This is a genomic window from Streptomyces sp. NPDC000075 (genome assembly GCF_040301925.1).
Lineage (GTDB): Bacteria > Actinomycetota > Actinomycetes > Streptomycetales > Streptomycetaceae > Streptomyces > Streptomyces polychromogenes.
In genome coordinates, this window is sequence record NZ_JBEPFL010000015.1 from 90,448 (window position 1) to 108,083 (window position 17,636).

Genomic DNA, 17,636 nt, shown 5'->3' on the forward strand with positions numbered 1-17,636 from the left:
GCCGGTCCGCTCAGCGGGTCAGGGCCAGCGACGTCAGCTGCGCCACACCCCAGACGAGCGGTACGCAGCCGGCGAGCAGCGCGACGGCGCGCAGGCCGGCGGCCGTACGCAGCACGGTGCCCGGGGTGCCCAGGTCCAGCAGCGCCGCCCGGACGGGGCCGCGCACCTGGCGGGACTCGACCGCGGCGGTGAGCAGGGAGGCCGCGGCGCACAGCGCCACCAGCACGGCGGCCGGTACGGTCAGGGGCCCCAGTGGGTCCGGCGCCCCGCCCCCGGCCAGGGCGGTGAGGGCGGCCGCGCCGACGGCGCACAGCACTCCGAGGGGCCGGCCCAGCCGGGAGGCCTCCTCCTGGAGGGTCCGTCCGGCGAGCAGCCGCAGCGCACCCGGGCGGACGGCCTGGACCAGGGTGCCGCAGGCGTAGGCCAGGCCGGGCCCGGCGAGGGCGAGGCCGGCCGTGATCAGCACGCCGGCCGCCGGGGTGGCCGGGCCGTCCGGGCGGGCGTACGCCAGCAGGGCGAGCCCGCAGGCACCGAGCGCCACCCCCCAGGGCACGCCCGTCTGCGGGGCGATCCCCGCGTGCGGGGGCCGGGGGCGCAGGGCGAGGGCCGTGGCGAGGGAGGCCGTCAGGGGGAGCAGGGCCAGCAGGGTGAGGGCGGCGGCGAGCGGCAGGGGCCGGCCGGCGTGGAGCAGGGCGGCTCCGGCCCCGTCGAAGGGCAGGCCGGACAGGTCGCCGCGCAGGTGCAGGAACGCGGCCAGGGCGAGGACGGCGCCGAGGGTGCAGGCGACGGCTGTGGAGACCGCGGCGGCCAGGGCCAGCCGTACGGGTCCCAGCCCGACGGCGTCGAGCCCCTCGCGGGGCCGGGTCGCCGGGTCGGTCCGGGCCACGGCGACGGCGAACTGGACGGTGGCGGCGAGCGGCACCAGCGCCCACAGCAACCGGGGGAACGATCCGGCGGACCGGGCCCCGGCGTCCGCGAGCACGTACAGCAGGAGCAAGCCGCTGCCGGCGCAGGCGGCGGCGACCAGCAGTCTGCGCAGCTGCACCAGGGGGCGGGAGCCGCGCGCTAGGCGGAGAGGGAGCACGCGGCCTGTTCCTCCGTGGTTCCGGGGGAGGCGCCGGCCGCGGCCGTGGCCGGGCGGCCGTCGATCAGGGCCAGGCTCCGGTCGGCGGCGGCCGCGCCCTCCTCGTCGTGGGTGGCGAGCACCACCGTGATCGCGTGCGAGCGGGCGGCCGTGGTGAGCGTACGGAGCAGCAGCGCGCGTTCGGCCAGGTGCAGCGGGGCGGTCGGCTCGTCGGCGAAGAGCACGGCGGGCCCCCCGACCAGCGCGCGGGCGAGGGCGACCCGCTGGGACTCGGCGCGGTTCAGCACGCCGGGGCGCTTGCCGGCGAAGCCGCCGATGTCGAGGCGGTCGAGCCACTCGTGGGCGGCGGCCCTGGCGGCGCGGTGCGCGGCGCCGGTGATCAGCAGGGGCAGGGCCGCGTTCTCCCACACCTTGAGCTCGGGCACCAGCTGCGGATCGGGACCGATCCAGGCGAACCGGTCGCGGAACAGCCGCTCGCGGGGCGCGGCGCCGAGGGTGTGGACGGGGATCCCGTCGAACCGGACCTCGCCCTGGTCGGGCACCAGCCGTCCGGCCAGGCAGCGCAGCAGCGTGGTCTTGCCGCTGCCGCGCGGGCCGGTCACGGCGAGGATCTCGCCCTGCCGGACTCCGGCGCCCACCCCGATCAGGCCGGGGGAACCGCTGTGCGAGTAGTGAAGGGACCGCGCCCAGAGGACATCGTCGTCTGGCGGGGCACTGTCGGGTGGAGCCACCATGGCGTACACCTCCGTCCGGGGGAACGAAGCGGAGCCGCTTTCGGTCACTGGCCCGCACAGAGATGTAAAGAGATGAACCGCTTGGATGGTGACAGCACACGGCCCGGACCACCCCGTTCTCACTCGAACAGGGGATCCGGGCCATGTGATCGGACTATTTACAGCTTGGTCCAGGCCTCGGTGAGCACGTTGCGCAGGATGCCCTCGATCTCGTCGAAGGTGCCCTGGTCCGCGATCAGCGGCGGGGCCAGCTGGATGACCGGGTCACCCCGGTCGTCGGCGCGGCAGTACAGGCCGTTCTCGTAGAGCGCCTTGGAGAGGAAGCCGTAGAGCACGCGCTCGGTCTCCTCGTCCGTGAAGGACTCCTTGGTGACCTTGTCCTTGACGAGCTCGATGCCGTAGAAGAAGCCGTTGCCGCGGACGTCGCCGACGATCGGGAGGTCGTGCAGCTTCTGCAGGGTGCTGAAGAAGTTGCCCTCCTGGTCCAGCACGTGCTGGTTCAGGCCCTCCTTGTCGAAGATGTCGAGGTTGGCCAGGGCCACGGCGGAGGACACGGGGTGTCCGCCGAAGGTGTAGCCGTGCAGGAAGGTGTTGTCGCCCTTGTAGAACGGCTCCGCGATGCGGTCCGAGACGATGCAGGCGCCGATCGGGGAGTAGCCCGAGGTCATGCCCTTGGCGCAGGTGATCATGTCCGGCACGTAGCCGAACTTGTCACAGGCGAACATCGTGCCGAGGCGGCCGAAGGCGCAGATCGTCTCGTCGGAGACGAGCAGCACGTCATAGGTGTCGCAGATCTCGCGGACCCGCTGGAAGTACCCGGGCGGGGGCGGGAAGCAGCCGCCGGCGTTCTGCACGGGCTCCAGGAAGACGGCCGCGACGGTGTCCGGGCCCTCGAAGAGGATCTGCTGCTCGATCTGGTCGGCGCACCAGCGGCCGAAGGCCTCGGGGTCGTCGCCGTGGATCGGGGCGCGGTAGATGTTGGTGTTCGGCACCTTGTGCGCGCCGGGGACCAGCGGCTCGAAGGGGGCCTTCAGGGCCGGCAGGCCGGTGATGGACAGGGCGCCCTGCGGGGTGCCGTGGTAGGCGACCGCACGCGAGATGACCTTGTACTTGGTGTGCTTGCCCTGGAGCTTGAAGTACTGCTTGGCGAGCTTCCACGCGGTCTCGACGGCCTCGCCGCCACCGGTGGTGAAGAAGACCTTGTTCAGGTCGCCGGGGGCGTAGCCGGCGAGGCGCTCGGCCAGTTCCACGGCCTTGGGGTGCGCGTACGACCACACGGGGAAGAACGCGAGCTCCTGGGCCTGCTTGTAGGCGACCTCGGCCAGTTCCTTGCGGCCGTGACCGGCGTTGACCACGAACAGTCCGGCGAGACCGTCGAGGTAGCGCTTGCCCTTGTCGTCGAAGATGTAGGTGCCCTCACCCCGCACGATGGTGGGGACGGGCGCGTTCTCGTACGACGACATGCGGGTGAAGTGCATCCACAGGTGGTCGTACGCGGTTTTGGAGAGGTCCTGGCTCACGGGCTATCGAGTTCCCCACATGTAGGTCTGCTTCTTGAGCTTCAGGTAAACGAAGCTCTCGGTTGATCGCACGCCGGGGAGCGTGCGGATCTTCTTGTTGATCGTTTCGAGCAGGTGGTCGTCGTCCTCGCAGACGATCTCCACCATCAGGTCGAACGACCCGGCCGTCATGACGACGTATTCGCACTCGGCCATGGCGGTCAGGGCGTCGGCCACCGGGTCGAGGTCGCCCTCGACGTTGATGCCGACCATGGCCTGGCGTCGCAGACCCACGGTGAGCGGGTCCGTGACGGCGACGATCTGCATGACGCCCTGGTCGAGCAGCTTCTGCACGCGCTGGCGCACGGCCGCTTCGGAGAGGCCCACGGCCTTGCCGATCGACGCGTAGGGGCGCCGGCCGTCCTCCTGTAGTTGCTCGATGATCGCCAGGGACACAGCATCGACCGAAGGGGACGGTTGTCTGTTCCTGGAATCTGCGCTTCGACTGACCACGACGCCACTGTGCACGAGGAGTCGTCCGTTCCGCAACCCGTAATCGATGAAATCCGTTGCGGATGGTCTCCGATTGCACGGATTTCGTAGTTGGCCGGGTCTGGCTCTGTCGAAAGCGTCGCCTGAGGAGCTAGGCTTGGGACCTGTCTCAATCGTTGGACATGTGATCAGGAGAGTGGCTGTAGTGACCACCGAACTGCGTCGTCTGCGCAACTACATCGGCGGGGAGTTCAAGGACGCCGCCGACGGGCGGACCACTGAGGTGGTCAACCCGGCCACCGGCGAGGTGTACGCGACCGCCCCGCTGTCCGGCCAGGCCGATGTGGACGCCGCCATGGCCGCCGCTGCCGCCGCCTTCCCGGGCTGGCGCGACACCACCCCCTCCGAGCGGCAGAAGGCCCTCCTCAAGATCGCGGACGCCTTCGAGGCGCGCGCGGAGGAGCTGGTCGCCGCCGAGTCGGAGAACACGGGCAAGCCGCTGGGCCTGACGGCCAGCGAGGAACTGCCCCCGATGGTGGACCAGATCCGCTTCTTCGCGGGCGCCGCGCGTCTGCTGGAGGGCCGCTCGGCCGGCGAGTACATGGACGGGATGACCTCCATCATCCGCCGTGAGCCGGTCGGCGTCTGCGCCCAGGTCGCGCCGTGGAACTACCCGATGATGATGGCCGTGTGGAAGTTCGCCCCGGCGATCGCCGCGGGCAACACCGTCGTCCTCAAGCCCTCCGACACCACCCCGGCCTCCACGGTCCTGATGGCGGAGATCATCGACTCGATCCTGCCCAAGGGCGTCTTCAACGTCGTCTGCGGCGACCGCGAGACCGGCAAGGCCATGGTCGAGCACTCCACCCCGGCGATGGCCTCCATCACCGGTTCGGTGCGCGCGGGCATGCAGGTCGCCGAGAGCGCCTCGAAGGACGTCAAGCGCGTCCACCTGGAGCTCGGCGGCAAGGCCCCGGTCGTGGTCTTCGAGGACGCCGATCTGGCCAAGGCCGTCGAGGACATCGCCGTCGCCGGCTACTTCAACGCCGGCCAGGACTGCACCGCCGCCACCCGCGTGCTCGTGCACGAGTCGATCCACGACGAGTTCGTGGCCGCGCTCGCCAAGGCCGCCACGGAGACCAAGACCGGTCAGCCGGACGACGAGGACGTGCTGTACGGCCCGCTGAACAACCCGAACCAGCTGAAGCAGGTCGCGGGCTTCATCGAGCGCCTCCCCGCCCACGCCAAGGTCGAGGCGGGCGGCCACCGGGTCGGCGACAAGGGCTTCTTCTACGCCCCGACCGTCGTCTCGGGCCTGAAGCAGGACGACGAGATCATCCAGAACGAGGTCTTCGGCCCCGTCATCACCGTCCAGTCCTTCTCGGACGAGTCCCAGGCCCTGGAGTACGCGAACGGCGTCGAGTTCGCCCTCGCCTCCTCCGTCTGGACCAAGGACCACGGCCGTGCGATGCGCATGTCCAAGAACCTCGACTTCGGCTGTGTGTGGATCAACACCCACATCCCGCTCGTCGCCGAGATGCCCCACGGCGGCTTCAAGAAGTCCGGCTACGGCAAGGACCTCTCCGCCTACGGCTTCGAGGACTACACCCGCATCAAGCACGTGATGACCTCGCTCGACGGCTGAACCGGCCCGGCGGCCGTGAGCTGAGCGCGGGGACTCCCGGCGCACTGATCACCGCAGGCCACTGAAGGGGCGGGTGGTAGACACGTTGTCTATTGCCCGCCCCTTCGGCGTTGCCGGAGGCTGAGTCCATGCCTGAACTCCCCTTCTCCCGCCGCGCCGCGCTGCGCGGCCTCGGTGCCGCGGGCCTGCTGGCCGCCCTCGCCGGCTGCGGTGTCCCCGCCGCCTACGTCCCGGAGGGCCGCAGGCAGGGCCAGGACCTCTCGGAACGGGAGCGGAGCCTGGCCTTCTCCAACTGGCCGCTCTACATCGACACCGACGACGGGGACGAGGAGCGCCGTCCGACGCTGGAGGCCTTCTCGAAGAAGACCGGCATCGAGGTCCGGTACACCGAGGAGATCAACGACAACGACGAGTTCTTCGGCAAGATCAGCCCGTCCCTGATGAACCACCAGCCGACCGGCCACGACCTGGTGGTGGTCAGCGACTGGATGGCCGCCCGCTTCGTCCACCTGGGCTGGGCCCAGAAGATGGACCGCCCCGCCCAGGCCAACGTGGCCGCCCACCTCGACCCGCAGCTGCGGTCCCCCGCCTTCGACCCGGGCCGGCTGCACACCGTGCCCTGGCAGTCGGGCATCACCGGCATCGCCTACAACCGCAAGGCGCTGGGCCGGGAGATCAAGTCCGTCCAGGACCTGTGGCACCCGGACCTCGCGGGCAAGGTGACCCTCTTCTCCGGTCTCGACGAGTCCTTCGCCCTGCTGATGCAGGGCAACGGCACCGACACCACCCGCTGGACCGAATCCGACTTCCACCGGATGTGCGACCAGGTCGAGAGCATGGTGAAGAAGAAGCACATCCGCCGCTTCACCGGCAACGACTACACCTCCGACCTCGGCAAGGGCGACGTCCTCGCCTGCCAGGCCTACTCCGGTGACGCCATCCAGCTGAAGGCCGACAACCCCGACATCGAGTTCGTCGTCCCCGAGGAGGGGGCCGAACTCTGGGCGGAGAGCCTGCTCATCCCCAACCTCGCCCGCCACAAGGCCAATGCGGAGGCGCTGGTCGACCACTACTACGACCCGGCGGTGGCGGCGGAGCTGGCCGCCGCGGTCAACTACGTCTGCCCGGTCCCCGCCGCCCGCGAGGTCCTGGCCGCCTCACCGGAGAAGGCCACCGCCGAACTGGCCGAGAACCCGCTGATCTTCCCGGACGACGACATGCGGCGGCGCCTGGTCGTGGCCCGCGACATCTCCTCGGCCGAGCGCCGCACCTTCGCCCCGCGCTGGAACTCCATCGTCGGACTGTGATCATGGTCTCGCCGCAGGATTGAACATGTTCAGGATTTTGGCTGAACGTGTTCAGTTCTGTTCGGTAGGCTCCCCTCCATGAGCGAGAGAAACGCCCTCCGGCGGCGGATCCGTGCCTGGCTTGCGCTGTTCCTGGTCTGCCTGGTCCTCAGCGGACTCACCGCCTTCCCCCTGGTCACCGAACTCCACTGGCTCAACGCGCTGATCTCCCACGACTGGCTGCGCCGGGTGGAGGCCGGCCTGGACCGGGCCGACGCCGACTACCCCTTCCTCCTCTACGGAACCGACTGGCTGGCCTTCGCCCACCTGGTGATCGCGGTGTTCTTCTACGGGGTCCACCGCGACCCGGTCCGCAACGTCTGGATCGTCGAGGCCGGGATGATCGCCTGCGCCGGCGTCATCCCGCTCGCCCTGATCTGCGGGCCGGTCCGGGGCCTGCCCTTCGGGTGGTCGCTGATCGACATGTCGTTCGGCGTCTTCGGGATCCTCCCCCTGCTGGTCCTGCGCCGCCTGATCAAGCGGCTGGCCGTCCTGGAGGCCCTCCGGGAGGACGGGGACGCCCGCTACTTGGCGAAGGCCGCCCCGATGATGCCGTAGGCCACCGCGTTCATGTCCCGGCCCTTGGCGTCGGTGGCGTTCACCGAGTACACCAGCGTGCGCGACAGGTCGCGGGTGCCGCCGATGACCGTGCTGTAGCCGTAGCGGGAGCCCGTCTTGCCGTAGAGCTTCGTGCCGTCAGGGAGGACGAACTCCTTCATGCCGGCCGTCTGCACCGCGTGCTTGCCGGTCTCGGCATCCGGCACGTCCGGGACGGTGAACATCTCCTCCAGCTGGGCCTTCGGCACCACCCGGCCGCCGAACAGGGCCACCGTGAACCGCTCCAGATCCGCCGTCGTCGATATCAGGTCCCCCGCCGCCCAGTTGGACGAGGAGTTCCAGTCCGACACGTCGACCAGGGTGCTGCTGCCGCCGGCCCCCGCCACCGCCTGGTAGCCGTGGTTGTACGGCCCCGGTATGCGGTTCTGGGTACGGGCCGGGAACGAGGTGTGCCGCAGGCCCAGCGGCTTGATGATCCGGTCCTCCACGGCCTTCCCGTACGAGGTCCCCGTCAGCTTCTCGATCAGCACGCCCAGCACCGTGTAGTGGATGTTGCTGTACCGCTGCTTCTCCCCGGGCCTGAACTCCGGCCCCTTCGCCACCGCGCCGGCGATCAGCGCGTGCGGGTCGACCAGGTCGAAGCGGTGGGCGTACTCGTCCTCGAAGCTGTCCCCCGGACCGTCGGCCGACCGCAGGCCGCTCGTGTAGTTCAGCAGCTGGCGCACCTTCACCGGCTCGAACCCCGGCAGCAGCCCCGGAAGGTAGTCCTGTACCGGCCGGTCCAGGTCCACCCTGCCCTCGGCGGCCAGCTGGAGCACCACCGCCGCCGTGAAGGTCTTGGTCACCGACCCGGCCCGGAAGCGGGCGTCCTCGACCGCCGCGCGCCCGCTGCGGACGTCCGCGACGCCCGCGACGCCCCGCCAGGCGCCGCTCGTCCCGCCCACCCGGACCAGCGCGGCCGTCGCGTCCTTGCTCCGCGCCCCGACCCCGGCGATCGCCTTGCGCAGCGCGGCCGCGTCCGGCGGGGTGGAGAAGACCGGGGACGGGACCCCCGCCGACACCGGCACCGACGCCGCCACCGGTACCGGAGCCGGAGCGGCCTGCGCGGCCGCCACCGGACCGGCGGCGACGCCCAGGACCAGAGCGGCGGCGACCAGCGTGCGCGTACGTGCCTTCATGACGTTCCCCCTGTGTGCGAACCGCGGGGCCCGCTGCCCCCCGATGACCTCAATGCTGCAGGTCACAGGGGTCCTCGCGGATCACCACCAAGAGTGGTCTTCAGCGGTACGACAACTCACCGGCGCGGGGGAGAGAGCAGGCCGCCCCTCACTCTCCAGAGGGAGATACCGCAGCGGGACCCGCCGAGCCCGCCGCGATCAGGCCCGTCTCGTACGCGCAGATCACCGCCTGGATCCGGTCCCGCAGCCCCAGCTTCGCCAGCACGTTCCCCACGTGCGACTTCACCGTGTGCTCGCTCACCACCAGCGCCGCCGCGATCTCCGCGTTCGACAGCCCACGCCCCAGGTGCACCAGCGTCTCCCGCTCCCGGGCCGTCAGCACCTCCAGCCGCCCGGCGGCCTGCGGGAGCACCGCCGGACGGGCCGTCGCCGCCGTGTACTCCTCGATCAGCCGCCGCGCCACCGAGGGCGCCAGCAGCGACTCGCCCGCCGCCACCACCCGTACCGCGTGCACCAGATCGTCCCGCCGCACGTCCTTCAGCAGGAACCCGCTCGCCCCCGCGTGCAGGGCCTCGTACACGTACTCGTCCGAGTCGAAGGTCGTCAGCATCACCGTCCGGCACGCGCCGTGCGCCGAGATCGCCCGGCAGGCCTCGATCCCGTCCAGCACCGGCATCCTGACGTCCAGCAGCGCCACGTCCGGGGAGAGCCGCTCCACCGCCGCGACCGCCGCCGCCCCGTCCCCGACCTCCGCCACGACCTCGATGTCCTCCTGCACGTCCAGGATCATCGCGAACCCGCTGCGCACCAGCTCCTGGTCGTCCGCCACCACCACACGGATCGTCATACCCCCACCTCCAGCGGCGAGGTTACAAGCACCGTGAAGCCCCGCCCGTCCGCCCCCGGCCCGGTCCACGCCGTTCCGCCGTGCGCCGCCGCCCGCTCGCGGATCCCGATCAGACCGTGCCCGCCCGGCCCGCCGCCCGAGCCGCCGCCGGCAGGCCCCCGGCCGTCGTCCGTGACCCGTACCGCCAGCTCCCGCACCCCGTACTCCAGACGTACGTCCACCGACGTGGCCCCGGCGTGCTTCACCACGTTCGTCAGCGCCTCCTGCACCACCCGGTGCACCGTCGCCTCCAGCGCGGCCGGCAACTCCCGTACCTCGCCCGTCCGCTCGTACGATACCGCCAGCCCGCTCGCCCGCACCCGGTCCACCAGCGCCGCGAGCCCCCCGATCCCCGGCTGCGGAGCGCGCGGAGCCTCCTCCTCCGTCCGCAGCACCCCCAGGATCGTCCGCAGCTGCGCCATCGCGTCCCGGCCGGTCTCGGCGATGGCCTCGAAGGCCGCCTCCGCCCGCTCCGGGGCCCGGCGCACCGCCACCGGACCGGCCTCCGCCTGCACGATCATGATGCTGACGGCGTGCGACAGGATGTCGTGCATCTCCCGCGCGATGCGGGCCCGTTCGCGCGCCGCCGCCTGCTCCGCCTCGATCCGGTTCGCCCGCTCCAGCTGCGCCGCCCGGTCCTCCACCGCGGCCGTGTACGCCAGCCGCGTCTCCTGGAGCCGGCCGAGCGCGAACGCCGCGGCGAACACGAACAGCGAGAACAGCAGCTCGCGCGCCGTGCCGGTGTTGAGCCCGACGGACACCGCGATCACCACGACCAGGGCCGCCGCGACGGCCAGCCGCTCCCGCGCCGGCCGCAGCAGCGCGATCGAGTACACGCAGATCAGCCCCGCGTACGGCAGCGGCTGCCCGGGACCGTCCAGCGCCAGCCGGTAGACCGTACCGGCCACGATCACCCCGAGGACCGCCGCCACCGGTGCCCGCCGCCGCCACACCAGCGGCAGGTTGCCCAGTGTCGTCACCAGGTACGCCGCCCAGGTGGCCGGCGGGGCCGCGGGGTCGCGGGGCACCACGAAGGGGATGGTCGTCGCCACCTGCACCAGCAGCGTCAGCCCCACGTCCCGCCAGCGCGGATCCGCCCGCAGGACGCGCTCGCGCAGGCGCTCGCCGAGCCCGCGCGTCACCGTCCGAGCTCGGCCCGTACGGCGGCCAGCGCGTCCAGCCTGTTGGTGGTGACGGAGTCCACCCCGGCGCGGACCAGGGCCCGCATCGACCGCCGGGTGTCCGCCGTCCACGCCGACACCAGCAGCCCGTCCCGGTGCAGCGCGTCCGTCAGCTCCCGGCTGACCAGCCCGAAGCGGTAGTTGAGCCAGCGCGGGGACACCGCGTCGATCAGCACCCGGCGCGGCGGCGACAGGGTGGTCCAGGTCAGGGCGATCTCCGCGTCCGGGTCGGCGGCCCGGACCGCCAGCATGGTGTTCGGGCCCGCGCAGTAGTACGTGCGGTCGCGGGCCCCGCACTCGCGCACCAGGTCGACGACGGTCCGTACGGCCTCGAACGTGGCCCCCGGCAGGTCGATCATCAGCCGGCCCGCCCCGGCCTCCATCAGCGCCTCGCGCAGGGTCGGGACCCCGCCCCCGGTCAGCTCCTTCAGCTGCGGGGACGTGACGGCGTCGAGCCGCACGTCGTGCCCCCACAGCCGCTGGAGCGTCTCGTCGTGCAGCAGGACCGGCACTCCGTCGCGCGTCAGCCGCACGTCGACCTCCACCGCGTCGGCCCCGCGCGCGAACGCGGAGCCGATCGAGGGGAGGGTGTTCTCACGGACTCGGTAGGGATCGCCGCGGTGGCCGACGGCAGTCAGGGTGCTCATGCCCCCCATTCTCAGGGGCCCGAGCGATCAACGGGAGTCAGCGGGCGAGCCATTCGGCGGTGTAGGCGTCGATCTCCTCCGTCAGCCTGGCCTTGCCGGCCGGGTCCAGGAAGGAGGCCTCGACGGCGTTCTTCGCGAGCTGCGCGAGCCCGCGCTCGTCGAGGTCGAGGAGCCGGGCGGCGACCGCGTACTCGTTGTTGAGGTCGGTGCCGAACATCGGCGGGTCGTCGCTGTTGATGGTGACGAGCACCCCGGCCCGCACCATCTCCTTGACCGGGTGCTCGTCGAGGTCGGCCACGGCCCGGGTGGCGATGTTGGAGGTCGGGCAGACCTCCAGGGCGATGCGGTGCTCGGCGAGGTGGGCCAGCAGCTCCGGGTCCCGGGTGGAGCTGGTGCCGTGGCCGATGCGCTCGGCGCCCAGTTCACGGAGGGCGTCCCACACGGTCTCCGGGCCCGTGGTCTCGCCGGCGTGCGGCACGCTGTGCAGTCCGGCCGCCCGGGCCCGGTCGAAGTACGGCTTGAACTGCGGGCGCGGCACGCCGATCTCGGGGCCGCCCAGGCCGAAGGAGACCAGGCCCTCGGGGCGCAGCTCGACGGCGAGGCGGGCCGTCTCCTCGGCGGCCTCCAGGCCGGCCTCGCCCGGGATGTCGAAGCACCAGCGCAGGATGACGCCGAGCTCGGACTCGGCGGCCTTGCGGGCCTCCTCGATGGCCTCCATGAAGGCGTGCTCGTCGATGCCACGGCGGGTGGAGGAGTAGGGGGTGATGGTCAGTTCGGCGTAGCGGATGTTCTGCCGGGCCATGTCACGGGCGACCTCGAAGGTCAGCGTCCGGACGTCGTCGGGGGTGCGGACCAGGTCGACGACCGACAGGTAGACCTCGATGAAGTGGGCGAAGTCCGTGAAGGTGAAGTAGTCGGCCAGCGCCTCGGGGTCGGTGGGGACCTTGGAGTCGGGGTGGCGGGAGGCGAGCTCGGCGACGATGCGCGGGGACGCCGATCCGACGTGGTGGACGTGGAGTTCGGCCTTGGGCAGCCCCGCGATGAAGGGGTGCAGGTCGGACATGGTGCCTCCGGTGGGGCGCTGGTGCGGGCAGGTCTGCTTCATCGTAGGCAGGCCCGGCCCTGTCGGTGGCAGCGCTTAGCATGGCTGTACGAGAGGGGGGCGCCGAATGACCGACCAGAGCCCTGAGCCGAGGGACCCGTGGGCGCCGCCCGAGAGGCAGGCCGCCCCCGGCGGCGGCCCTCAGCCGGCAGCCGGGAATCCGGGCGGGCCGTCCGTGCACGACCAGCCGACCGTCGTGGGCATGCCGGGGCCTGACGGTACGCCGCCCGTGACCGCGCCCGCACCGGGCCCCGCGCCCGCACCGCCCATACCCGGCTCCGCGTACGGATACCCCGCCCAGGGCGGGTACGGGCAGCCCGGCCCGGCCCCGGCCCAGCCGCCCGGCCAGCCCGGGTACGGCTACCCGGGCTACCAGGCCCCGGCGGGTTACCCGAGCCCGGCGGACTACCAGGCCCCGGCGGGTTACCAGGCCCCCGCCGGCTACCCGGGCACGCCCGGCTACCCGCCCGCACCCGGCTACCCGGGCTACACCGGGTACCAGGCGTACGGGCCCGGCCCCAGCAACGGCTTCGGCGTCACCGCCCTGGTCCTCGGCATCCTCGCGGCCGTCGGCTGCCTCATGAGCTTCTTCGCGATAGCGCTGGGCATAGCCGCAGTGGTCTTCGGCGTGCTCGGCCGGGGCAAGGCCAACCGGGGCGAGGCCACCAACGGGGGCGTGGCCCTGGCCGGCATCATCCTGGGAGCGGTCGGCATCGTACTGGGCGCCCTGATGGTGGCGATCATGTTCGCCGGGTTCATGGCGGACACCTTCGACGAGACCCCGGACGGCGGCTCGCACTCGAACACGCAGGTACGCGAGCGGGTCTGACCCCGCGCCGGCGTGGACGCGGCGGAGGGCCGGCCCCGGGCGGAAGACGCCCGGGGCCGGCCCTCCGCCGTCCGCCGCCCTAACGGTCCCAGGGCCAGTCGGCGTTCCGGCCGCCCTCGATCAGGGAGACCATCCGGAACGCCGCGTCCGTGAGCCCGCCGAAGGTGTGCCGGTTCGCCGAGCCGGAGGGCGCGTGGCCCACCTGGTACCCGGCCAGGTTCCAGGTGTAGACGGGGACCGACTCGGGCACCAGGGCCGTCGGGTCACCGCCGTAGTGGTACGTGGCCTGCTCGTCCGTGACGATCAGGACCCGGTCGTGGCCCCGGTAGTGCCGGCGCACGGCCTCGGAGGTGTTCGTCCCGCCGAGGCTCTCGAACCGCTCCAGCACCTTGAGGACCGACTCGCCCCGCCGGAACGCGACCTCCTTGCTGCCGGTGCCGAACTGCACCAGGTCCGCCCGCTCGGCCCGCAGCGCGAGCGCCGCTCCGAAGACGGCCGCCGCGTCGGCCCGGTTGAGCCGGGAGCGTGCCGACAGCGGCGACCACATCGACCCGGAACGGTCGACCAGGACCAGCGTCCGCCCGGCCAGCTGCGGCACGTTGGCCAGCGAGTGCCCCAGCGCCTTCTCCAGCGCGTACGACCAGCGCAGCGAGGGCGCGTGCTGGTACGCGGCCAGGTAGCGGAAGGGGAACTGCCGGGACCGGGCGACCGACTCGGGGTCGCAGACCTTCGCCGCGACCTGCTCCGCGACCGCGTCCGACACCCCGGCCTCGTCGAAGTTGCGCAGGTTGCGCAGCAGGGCCATCGCGCCCATGGACGGGATGACCGCCTCCCAGGCCGCGGCGTCCATCGGCCCCTGGAGCCAGCCGGCCAGCGCCTCCCAGGTCATGCCCGCCCCGGCGAGCCGCTCGGCGCCGTCCTTGGCGGTGACCACGGCCCGGCGCCGCTCGACCGGGAGTTCCGTCAGCTCCCGGTGGGCGGTCAGGGTGCGGTCGCCGGCCGGAACCTCGGCTGTCTCCGGGTGGTGGCGCCGGTCGAGGGCGTACCGGAACAGCTCGCCCTGCCAGGGCTTGGCCGGGTCGGGCGAGGCGTGCACCAGGTTCAGGACGTCGCCGAAGCGGTAGCCCTTGGACGCGGTGTCGTACTTCAGCAGCGAGGTACCGGAGTAGAGCCGGCGTACGGCGTCGGCGATGCCGCGCTTCACGGGCTTGGGCACATTGCGCCCGTACGCCGCCGTCCAGTAGGCCAGCAGTTCGCCGGGCTCGTCGGCGCGCAGAAGTACGGAGTCGACGACCTGACGGTTGGACGGCCCGTCCGAGGCGCCGGCGTCGAGGCGCGCCTTGACGTACTCGGCGGCGCCGACGAGGGAGGCGGTCCGCATGCCGCCGTCGCGGCGCAGCCAGCGCAGCAGGCCGGCGGTCCACTCCGGGTCCTCGACGGCGAGCCGGCGCACCAGCGTGGCGAAGCGGTCGTCTCGGTCCCCGCCGGACTCGTAGGCGGTGTCCTGCGTGACGAAGTTGGCGACCGCCAGCAGGAACAGCTCGGAGCGGGCGTCGCGGACGAAGCCGGGGCTGCCGTGGTGGTTGGCGGCGCGCCGGCCCGTGGAGCGCACGGGCGAGGCGGGCGCGGTCGCGGCCCTGGACGCGCGCTGGTTGAAGCGGGCCATGTGAATCCCCCCGAATTCAGGACGAAGTGAGGGGGAGGCGTGCCGGATGGGGGATGCCCGAGATCGGAGTCGGAGACGGTACATATGCCCGGCGAGCTTCCAAGCTGCTCCACCGGCCCACGCCCTCGCGGGTGTCGGGCCGGGTGGGATTCGAACCCACGGCCTCCGGGTCCCGGAAGTAACCGTCGCCTGCGCACCGGGCATCCCCCACGCGGGCCTCCCGAGATCAGATGGGGCGGCGGCGTGATTTCTGCGAGAAGTAGCCGCCGCCGGGCGCACCGGGAGGTGCGTGACGAAGTAGGTGTCCAGAGAACAAGGCCGGCGAAACCACAAGGTGCTCTGCCAGCTGAGCTACACCGGCGTGAGTACCGGTGGCGGGACTCGAACCCGCGACCGCCCGATGAGTAGTCGAAGTAGGTCTCGCCTTCGCACCTGGACGACCTTCACGTTAGGGCCCGTCCCGCTCGCCCCGCCACGCATTTACGGAGCCCCCAGGTGTACGGAGCCCTCAGAAGGTCTCCCCGCGCAGCCGGTCGCGCGCCTCCATCAGGGCGAAGCCCAGGAGGTTCAGGCCGCGCCAGCGCGCCGGGTCCAGGACGCGGTCGTCGTCGGGGGCCAGCCCGACGCCCCAGATCCGGTCCACCGGGCTCGCCTCCACCAGCACCCGCGACCCCGTACCCAGCAGGTACGCGCGCAGCGCCGGGTCGGAGCCGAACTTGTGCACGCTGCCCTCCACGACCAGCGCGAACCGCTCCCGCTCCCACACCGCGTCGTCGAAGCCGCGCACCAGCCGCCCGGCCTTCTTCGCCTCGGCCGGAGTCCGTGCCTCCAGAGCGGACCGCTCCGCCTCCGGGTCCTCGAACAGGCGGGCCTTCCCGGCCATCATCCAGTGCTCGGCCGTCTCGTACCGCACGTCACCCACAGTGAAGGGGGAAGGCCACCACTGGCTCAGGCAGCCCGGGCCCAGGCTCCCGTCCGGGCGCGGCCGGTGTCCCCAGAAGGGCAGGAACTTCACCCGCTCACCACGGCTGACCTGCCCGATCAGGGCGTCGATCTTCTCCATGCACGCGAGTCTGCCAGCCACCACTGACACTTCGTACGGGATTTGCGGCGCGCCTCGACACATGGTCGACCGATTCCGTCGCGTAATCAAAAGGCAACAACGGAATCACTTGGCGGGGGAAGAGCCCTCTGTCAGGATCGGCACTCAATTCGAGCTGTAGCTACGGAGAGCGTGAGAGCGTGATGGGTAACCGCTTCCAGGTCAAGGACCGCTTCGCAGACGGCGCGCAGTACATCGACGGCCGGCTCCTGGCCGGCACCTCGGGACGGTCGCACACCGTCGTCGACCCCGCCACCGGCGAGGAGGTCCTCACCTACGAGCTGGCCGGCCCGGCCGACGTGGACGCGGCCGTCGCCGCCGCCAAGCGCGCCTTCCCGGCCTGGTCGGCCGCCACCCCGGGCGAGCGGTCGGACGCCCTGCACCGGCTGGCCGCCGTCCTGGCCGAGCAGGCGGAGGACTTCGCGTACGCCGAGTCCCTCCAGTGCGGCAAGCCGCTCAAGCTGACCACCGGGTTCGACGTCCCGGGGACCATCGACAACACCGCCTTCTTCGCGGGCGCCGCCCGCCACCTCCAGGGCCAGGCGGCCGGCGAGTACTCCGGCGACCACACCTCCTACGTACGCCGCGAGGCCATCGGCGTCGTCGGCTCCATCGCGCCCTGGAACTACCCCCTCCAGATGGCCGCCTGGAAGATCCTCCCGGCCGTCGCCGCGGGCAACACCATCGTCCTCAAGCCCGCCGAGCTGACCCCGCTGACCTCCCTGATGTTCGCCCAGGCGGCCAAGGAGGCCGGGATCCCCGACGGCGTGATCAACATCGTCACCGGCGCCGGCCGCGACGCGGGCGAGCACCTGGTCGGCCACCCCAACGTGGTCATGACCTCCTTCACCGGCTCCACCGCCGTCGGCAAGCGGGTCGCCGAGATCGCGACCGCCACCGTCAAGCGGCTCCACCTGGAGCTCGGCGGCAAGGCCCCCTTCGTCGTCTTCGACGACGCCGACGTGGAGGCCGCCGCCCACGGCGCCGTCGCCGCCTCCCTGATCAACACCGGCCAGGACTGCACCGCCGCCACCCGCGCCTACGTCCAGCGCCCCCTGTACGAGGCCTTCACCGCCCGCGTCGCCGAGCTGATGGAGACCGTCCGCCTGGGCGACCCCTTCGCCCCCGCCACCGACCTCGGCCCCCTGGTCTCGCACGCCCAGCGCGACCGGGTCGCCGCCTTCGTCGAGCGCGCCCGCGCCTACGCCACCGTCGTCACCGGCGGCGAGACCCCGGGCGGGGACCTCGCCGAGGGCGCCTACTACCGGCCCACCCTGATCACCGGCGCCGCCCAGGACAGCGAGGTCGTCCAGTCCGAGATCTTCGGCCCGGTCCTCGTCGCCCTGCCCTTCGACACCGACGACGAGGGCCTGGCCCTGGCCAACGACACCCCGTACGGGCTCGCCGCCTCCGCCTGGACCCGGGACCTCTACAGGGCCGGCCGGGCCACCCGCGAGCTCAAGGCCGGCTGCGTCTGGGTCAACGACCACATCCCGATCATCAGCGAGATGCCGCACGGGGGCTACAAGGCCAGTGGCTTCGGAAAGGACATGAGCTCTTACTCTTTCGAGGAATACACGCAGGTCAAGCACGTGATGTACGACAACACCGCGGTGGCCGCCAAGGACTGGCACCGCACGATCTTCGGGGACCGATAGTCGAAGCGCCGCCTGACCAGCGGCCCTCC

The 17,636-nt window shown here is 72.1% G+C and carries 16 protein-coding genes; 5 read left to right on the plus strand and 11 right to left on the minus strand.

Going from position 1 to position 17,636, the window contains the following annotated elements; translation table 11 throughout:
- Positions 1-10 precede the first annotated feature (10 nt).
- The 4 genes from ABT403_RS19275 to ABT403_RS19290 form a co-directional block, all read right to left on the minus strand.
- The gene (locus tag ABT403_RS19275; protein WP_344170583.1) at positions 11-1,084 is read right to left on the minus strand and encodes a hypothetical protein; all 1,074 of its coding nucleotides are present in this window, start codon (positions 1,082-1,084) and stop codon (positions 11-13) included.
- Entirely contained in the window at positions 1,066-1,818 is a 753-nt protein-coding gene (locus ABT403_RS19280) for an ABC transporter ATP-binding protein (RefSeq protein WP_344170586.1), read from the minus strand. Before ABT403_RS19280 ends, ABT403_RS19275 begins: the two co-directional genes overlap by 19 nt.
- A 158-nt stretch (positions 1,819-1,976) precedes the next feature.
- Complete coding sequence (locus ABT403_RS19285) at positions 1,977-3,338, minus strand: aspartate aminotransferase family protein (RefSeq protein ID WP_344170589.1); 1,362 nt, start codon at positions 3,336-3,338, stop codon at positions 1,977-1,979.
- A gap of 3 nt (positions 3,339-3,341) precedes the next feature.
- Positions 3,342-3,845 carry an Lrp/AsnC family transcriptional regulator gene (locus ABT403_RS19290; RefSeq protein ID WP_042814156.1) on the minus strand — a complete coding sequence of 168 codons (504 nt, stop codon included), beginning with the start codon at positions 3,843-3,845 and terminating at the stop codon, positions 3,342-3,344.
- 169 nt (positions 3,846-4,014) lie between these two features.
- Between ABT403_RS19290 and ABT403_RS19295 the strand changes: the two genes are divergently transcribed.
- From ABT403_RS19295 to ABT403_RS19305, 3 genes are all read left to right on the plus strand, one after another.
- On the plus strand, positions 4,015-5,454 hold the full coding sequence (locus ABT403_RS19295) for a gamma-aminobutyraldehyde dehydrogenase (RefSeq protein WP_344170595.1): 1,440 nt from the start codon (positions 4,015-4,017) through the stop codon (positions 5,452-5,454).
- Between the two features lie 128 nt (positions 5,455-5,582).
- Entirely contained in the window at positions 5,583-6,761 is a 1,179-nt protein-coding gene (locus ABT403_RS19300) for a polyamine ABC transporter substrate-binding protein (protein WP_344170598.1), read from the plus strand.
- Between the two features lie 78 nt (positions 6,762-6,839).
- A complete protein-coding gene (locus ABT403_RS19305; protein WP_344170601.1) occupies positions 6,840-7,358 on the plus strand; it encodes a hypothetical protein in 519 nt (172 codons plus the stop codon).
- On the opposite strand, the gene ABT403_RS19310 is transcribed toward ABT403_RS19305, so the two are convergent.
- The 5 genes from ABT403_RS19310 to ABT403_RS19330 form a co-directional block, all read right to left on the minus strand.
- Positions 7,325-8,536: a serine hydrolase domain-containing protein gene (locus tag ABT403_RS19310; protein ID WP_344170604.1), complete on the minus strand. Its 1,212-nt coding sequence runs from the start codon at positions 8,534-8,536 to the stop codon at positions 7,325-7,327. The genes ABT403_RS19305 and ABT403_RS19310 overlap by 34 nt on opposite strands.
- A 148-nt stretch (positions 8,537-8,684) precedes the next feature.
- Positions 8,685-9,383 (minus strand): response regulator, encoded by a 699-nt coding sequence (locus ABT403_RS19315; protein WP_344170606.1) that lies wholly within the window; start codon positions 9,381-9,383, stop codon positions 8,685-8,687.
- Entirely contained in the window at positions 9,380-10,564 is a 1,185-nt protein-coding gene (locus tag ABT403_RS19320) for a sensor histidine kinase (protein ID WP_344170609.1), read from the minus strand. Before ABT403_RS19320 ends, ABT403_RS19315 begins: the two co-directional genes overlap by 4 nt.
- Positions 10,561-11,259, minus strand: a complete 699-nt coding sequence (locus tag ABT403_RS19325) for a glycerophosphodiester phosphodiesterase (RefSeq protein ID WP_344170612.1) — start codon at positions 11,257-11,259, stop codon at positions 10,561-10,563. Before ABT403_RS19325 ends, ABT403_RS19320 begins: the two co-directional genes overlap by 4 nt.
- A gap of 28 nt (positions 11,260-11,287) precedes the next feature.
- Positions 11,288-12,313 carry an adenosine deaminase gene (locus tag ABT403_RS19330; RefSeq protein WP_344170777.1) on the minus strand — a complete coding sequence of 342 codons (1,026 nt, stop codon included), beginning with the start codon at positions 12,311-12,313 and terminating at the stop codon, positions 11,288-11,290.
- Positions 12,314-12,554: 241 nt separating this feature from the next.
- Between ABT403_RS19330 and ABT403_RS19335 the strand changes: the two genes are divergently transcribed.
- Positions 12,555-13,181, plus strand: a complete 627-nt coding sequence (locus tag ABT403_RS19335) for a DUF4190 domain-containing protein (protein WP_351649385.1) — start codon at positions 12,555-12,557, stop codon at positions 13,179-13,181.
- A 79-nt stretch (positions 13,182-13,260) separates the two neighbouring features.
- On the opposite strand, the gene ABT403_RS19340 is transcribed toward ABT403_RS19335, so the two are convergent.
- Positions 13,261-14,847, minus strand: coding sequence for a TROVE domain-containing protein (locus ABT403_RS19340; protein WP_344170618.1), 1,587 nt, complete (start codon positions 14,845-14,847; stop codon positions 13,261-13,263).
- Between the two features lie 508 nt (positions 14,848-15,355).
- Positions 15,356-15,910 carry a riboflavin biosynthesis intermediates N-glycosidase gene (gene ybiA, locus ABT403_RS19345; RefSeq protein ID WP_344170621.1) on the minus strand — a complete coding sequence of 185 codons (555 nt, stop codon included), beginning with the start codon at positions 15,908-15,910 and terminating at the stop codon, positions 15,356-15,358.
- A 182-nt stretch (positions 15,911-16,092) separates the two neighbouring features.
- Here ybiA and ABT403_RS19350 point away from each other — a divergent pair, with 182 nt between their 5' ends.
- Positions 16,093-17,607, plus strand: a complete 1,515-nt coding sequence (locus tag ABT403_RS19350) for a gamma-aminobutyraldehyde dehydrogenase (protein WP_344170780.1) — start codon at positions 16,093-16,095, stop codon at positions 17,605-17,607.
- Positions 17,608-17,636: the final 29 nt, after the last annotated feature.

Coding starts and splice junctions, on each gene's coding strand:
- ABT403_RS19315 (WP_344170606.1), bottom strand. CDS start 9,383: ATGACGATCCGTGTGGTGGTGGCGGACGACCAGGAGCTGGTGCGCAGC.
- ABT403_RS19300 (WP_344170598.1), top strand. CDS start 5,583: ATGCCTGAACTCCCCTTCTCCCGCCGCGCCGCGCTGCGCGGCCTCGGT.
- ABT403_RS19310 (WP_344170604.1), bottom strand. CDS start 8,536: ATGAAGGCACGTACGCGCACGCTGGTCGCCGCCGCTCTGGTCCTGGGC.
- ABT403_RS19340 (WP_344170618.1), bottom strand. CDS start 14,847: ATGGCCCGCTTCAACCAGCGCGCGTCCAGGGCCGCGACCGCGCCCGCC.
- ybiA (WP_344170621.1), bottom strand. CDS start 15,910: ATGGAGAAGATCGACGCCCTGATCGGGCAGGTCAGCCGTGGTGAGCGG.
- ABT403_RS19305 (WP_344170601.1), top strand. CDS start 6,840: ATGAGCGAGAGAAACGCCCTCCGGCGGCGGATCCGTGCCTGGCTTGCG.
- ABT403_RS19325 (WP_344170612.1), bottom strand. CDS start 11,259: ATGGGGGGCATGAGCACCCTGACTGCCGTCGGCCACCGCGGCGATCCC.
- ABT403_RS19335 (WP_351649385.1), top strand. CDS start 12,555: ATGCCGGGGCCTGACGGTACGCCGCCCGTGACCGCGCCCGCACCGGGC.
- ABT403_RS19350 (WP_344170780.1), top strand. CDS start 16,093: ATGGGTAACCGCTTCCAGGTCAAGGACCGCTTCGCAGACGGCGCGCAG.
- ABT403_RS19280 (WP_344170586.1), bottom strand. CDS start 1,818: ATGGTGGCTCCACCCGACAGTGCCCCGCCAGACGACGATGTCCTCTGG.
- ABT403_RS19330 (WP_344170777.1), bottom strand. CDS start 12,313: ATGTCCGACCTGCACCCCTTCATCGCGGGGCTGCCCAAGGCCGAACTC.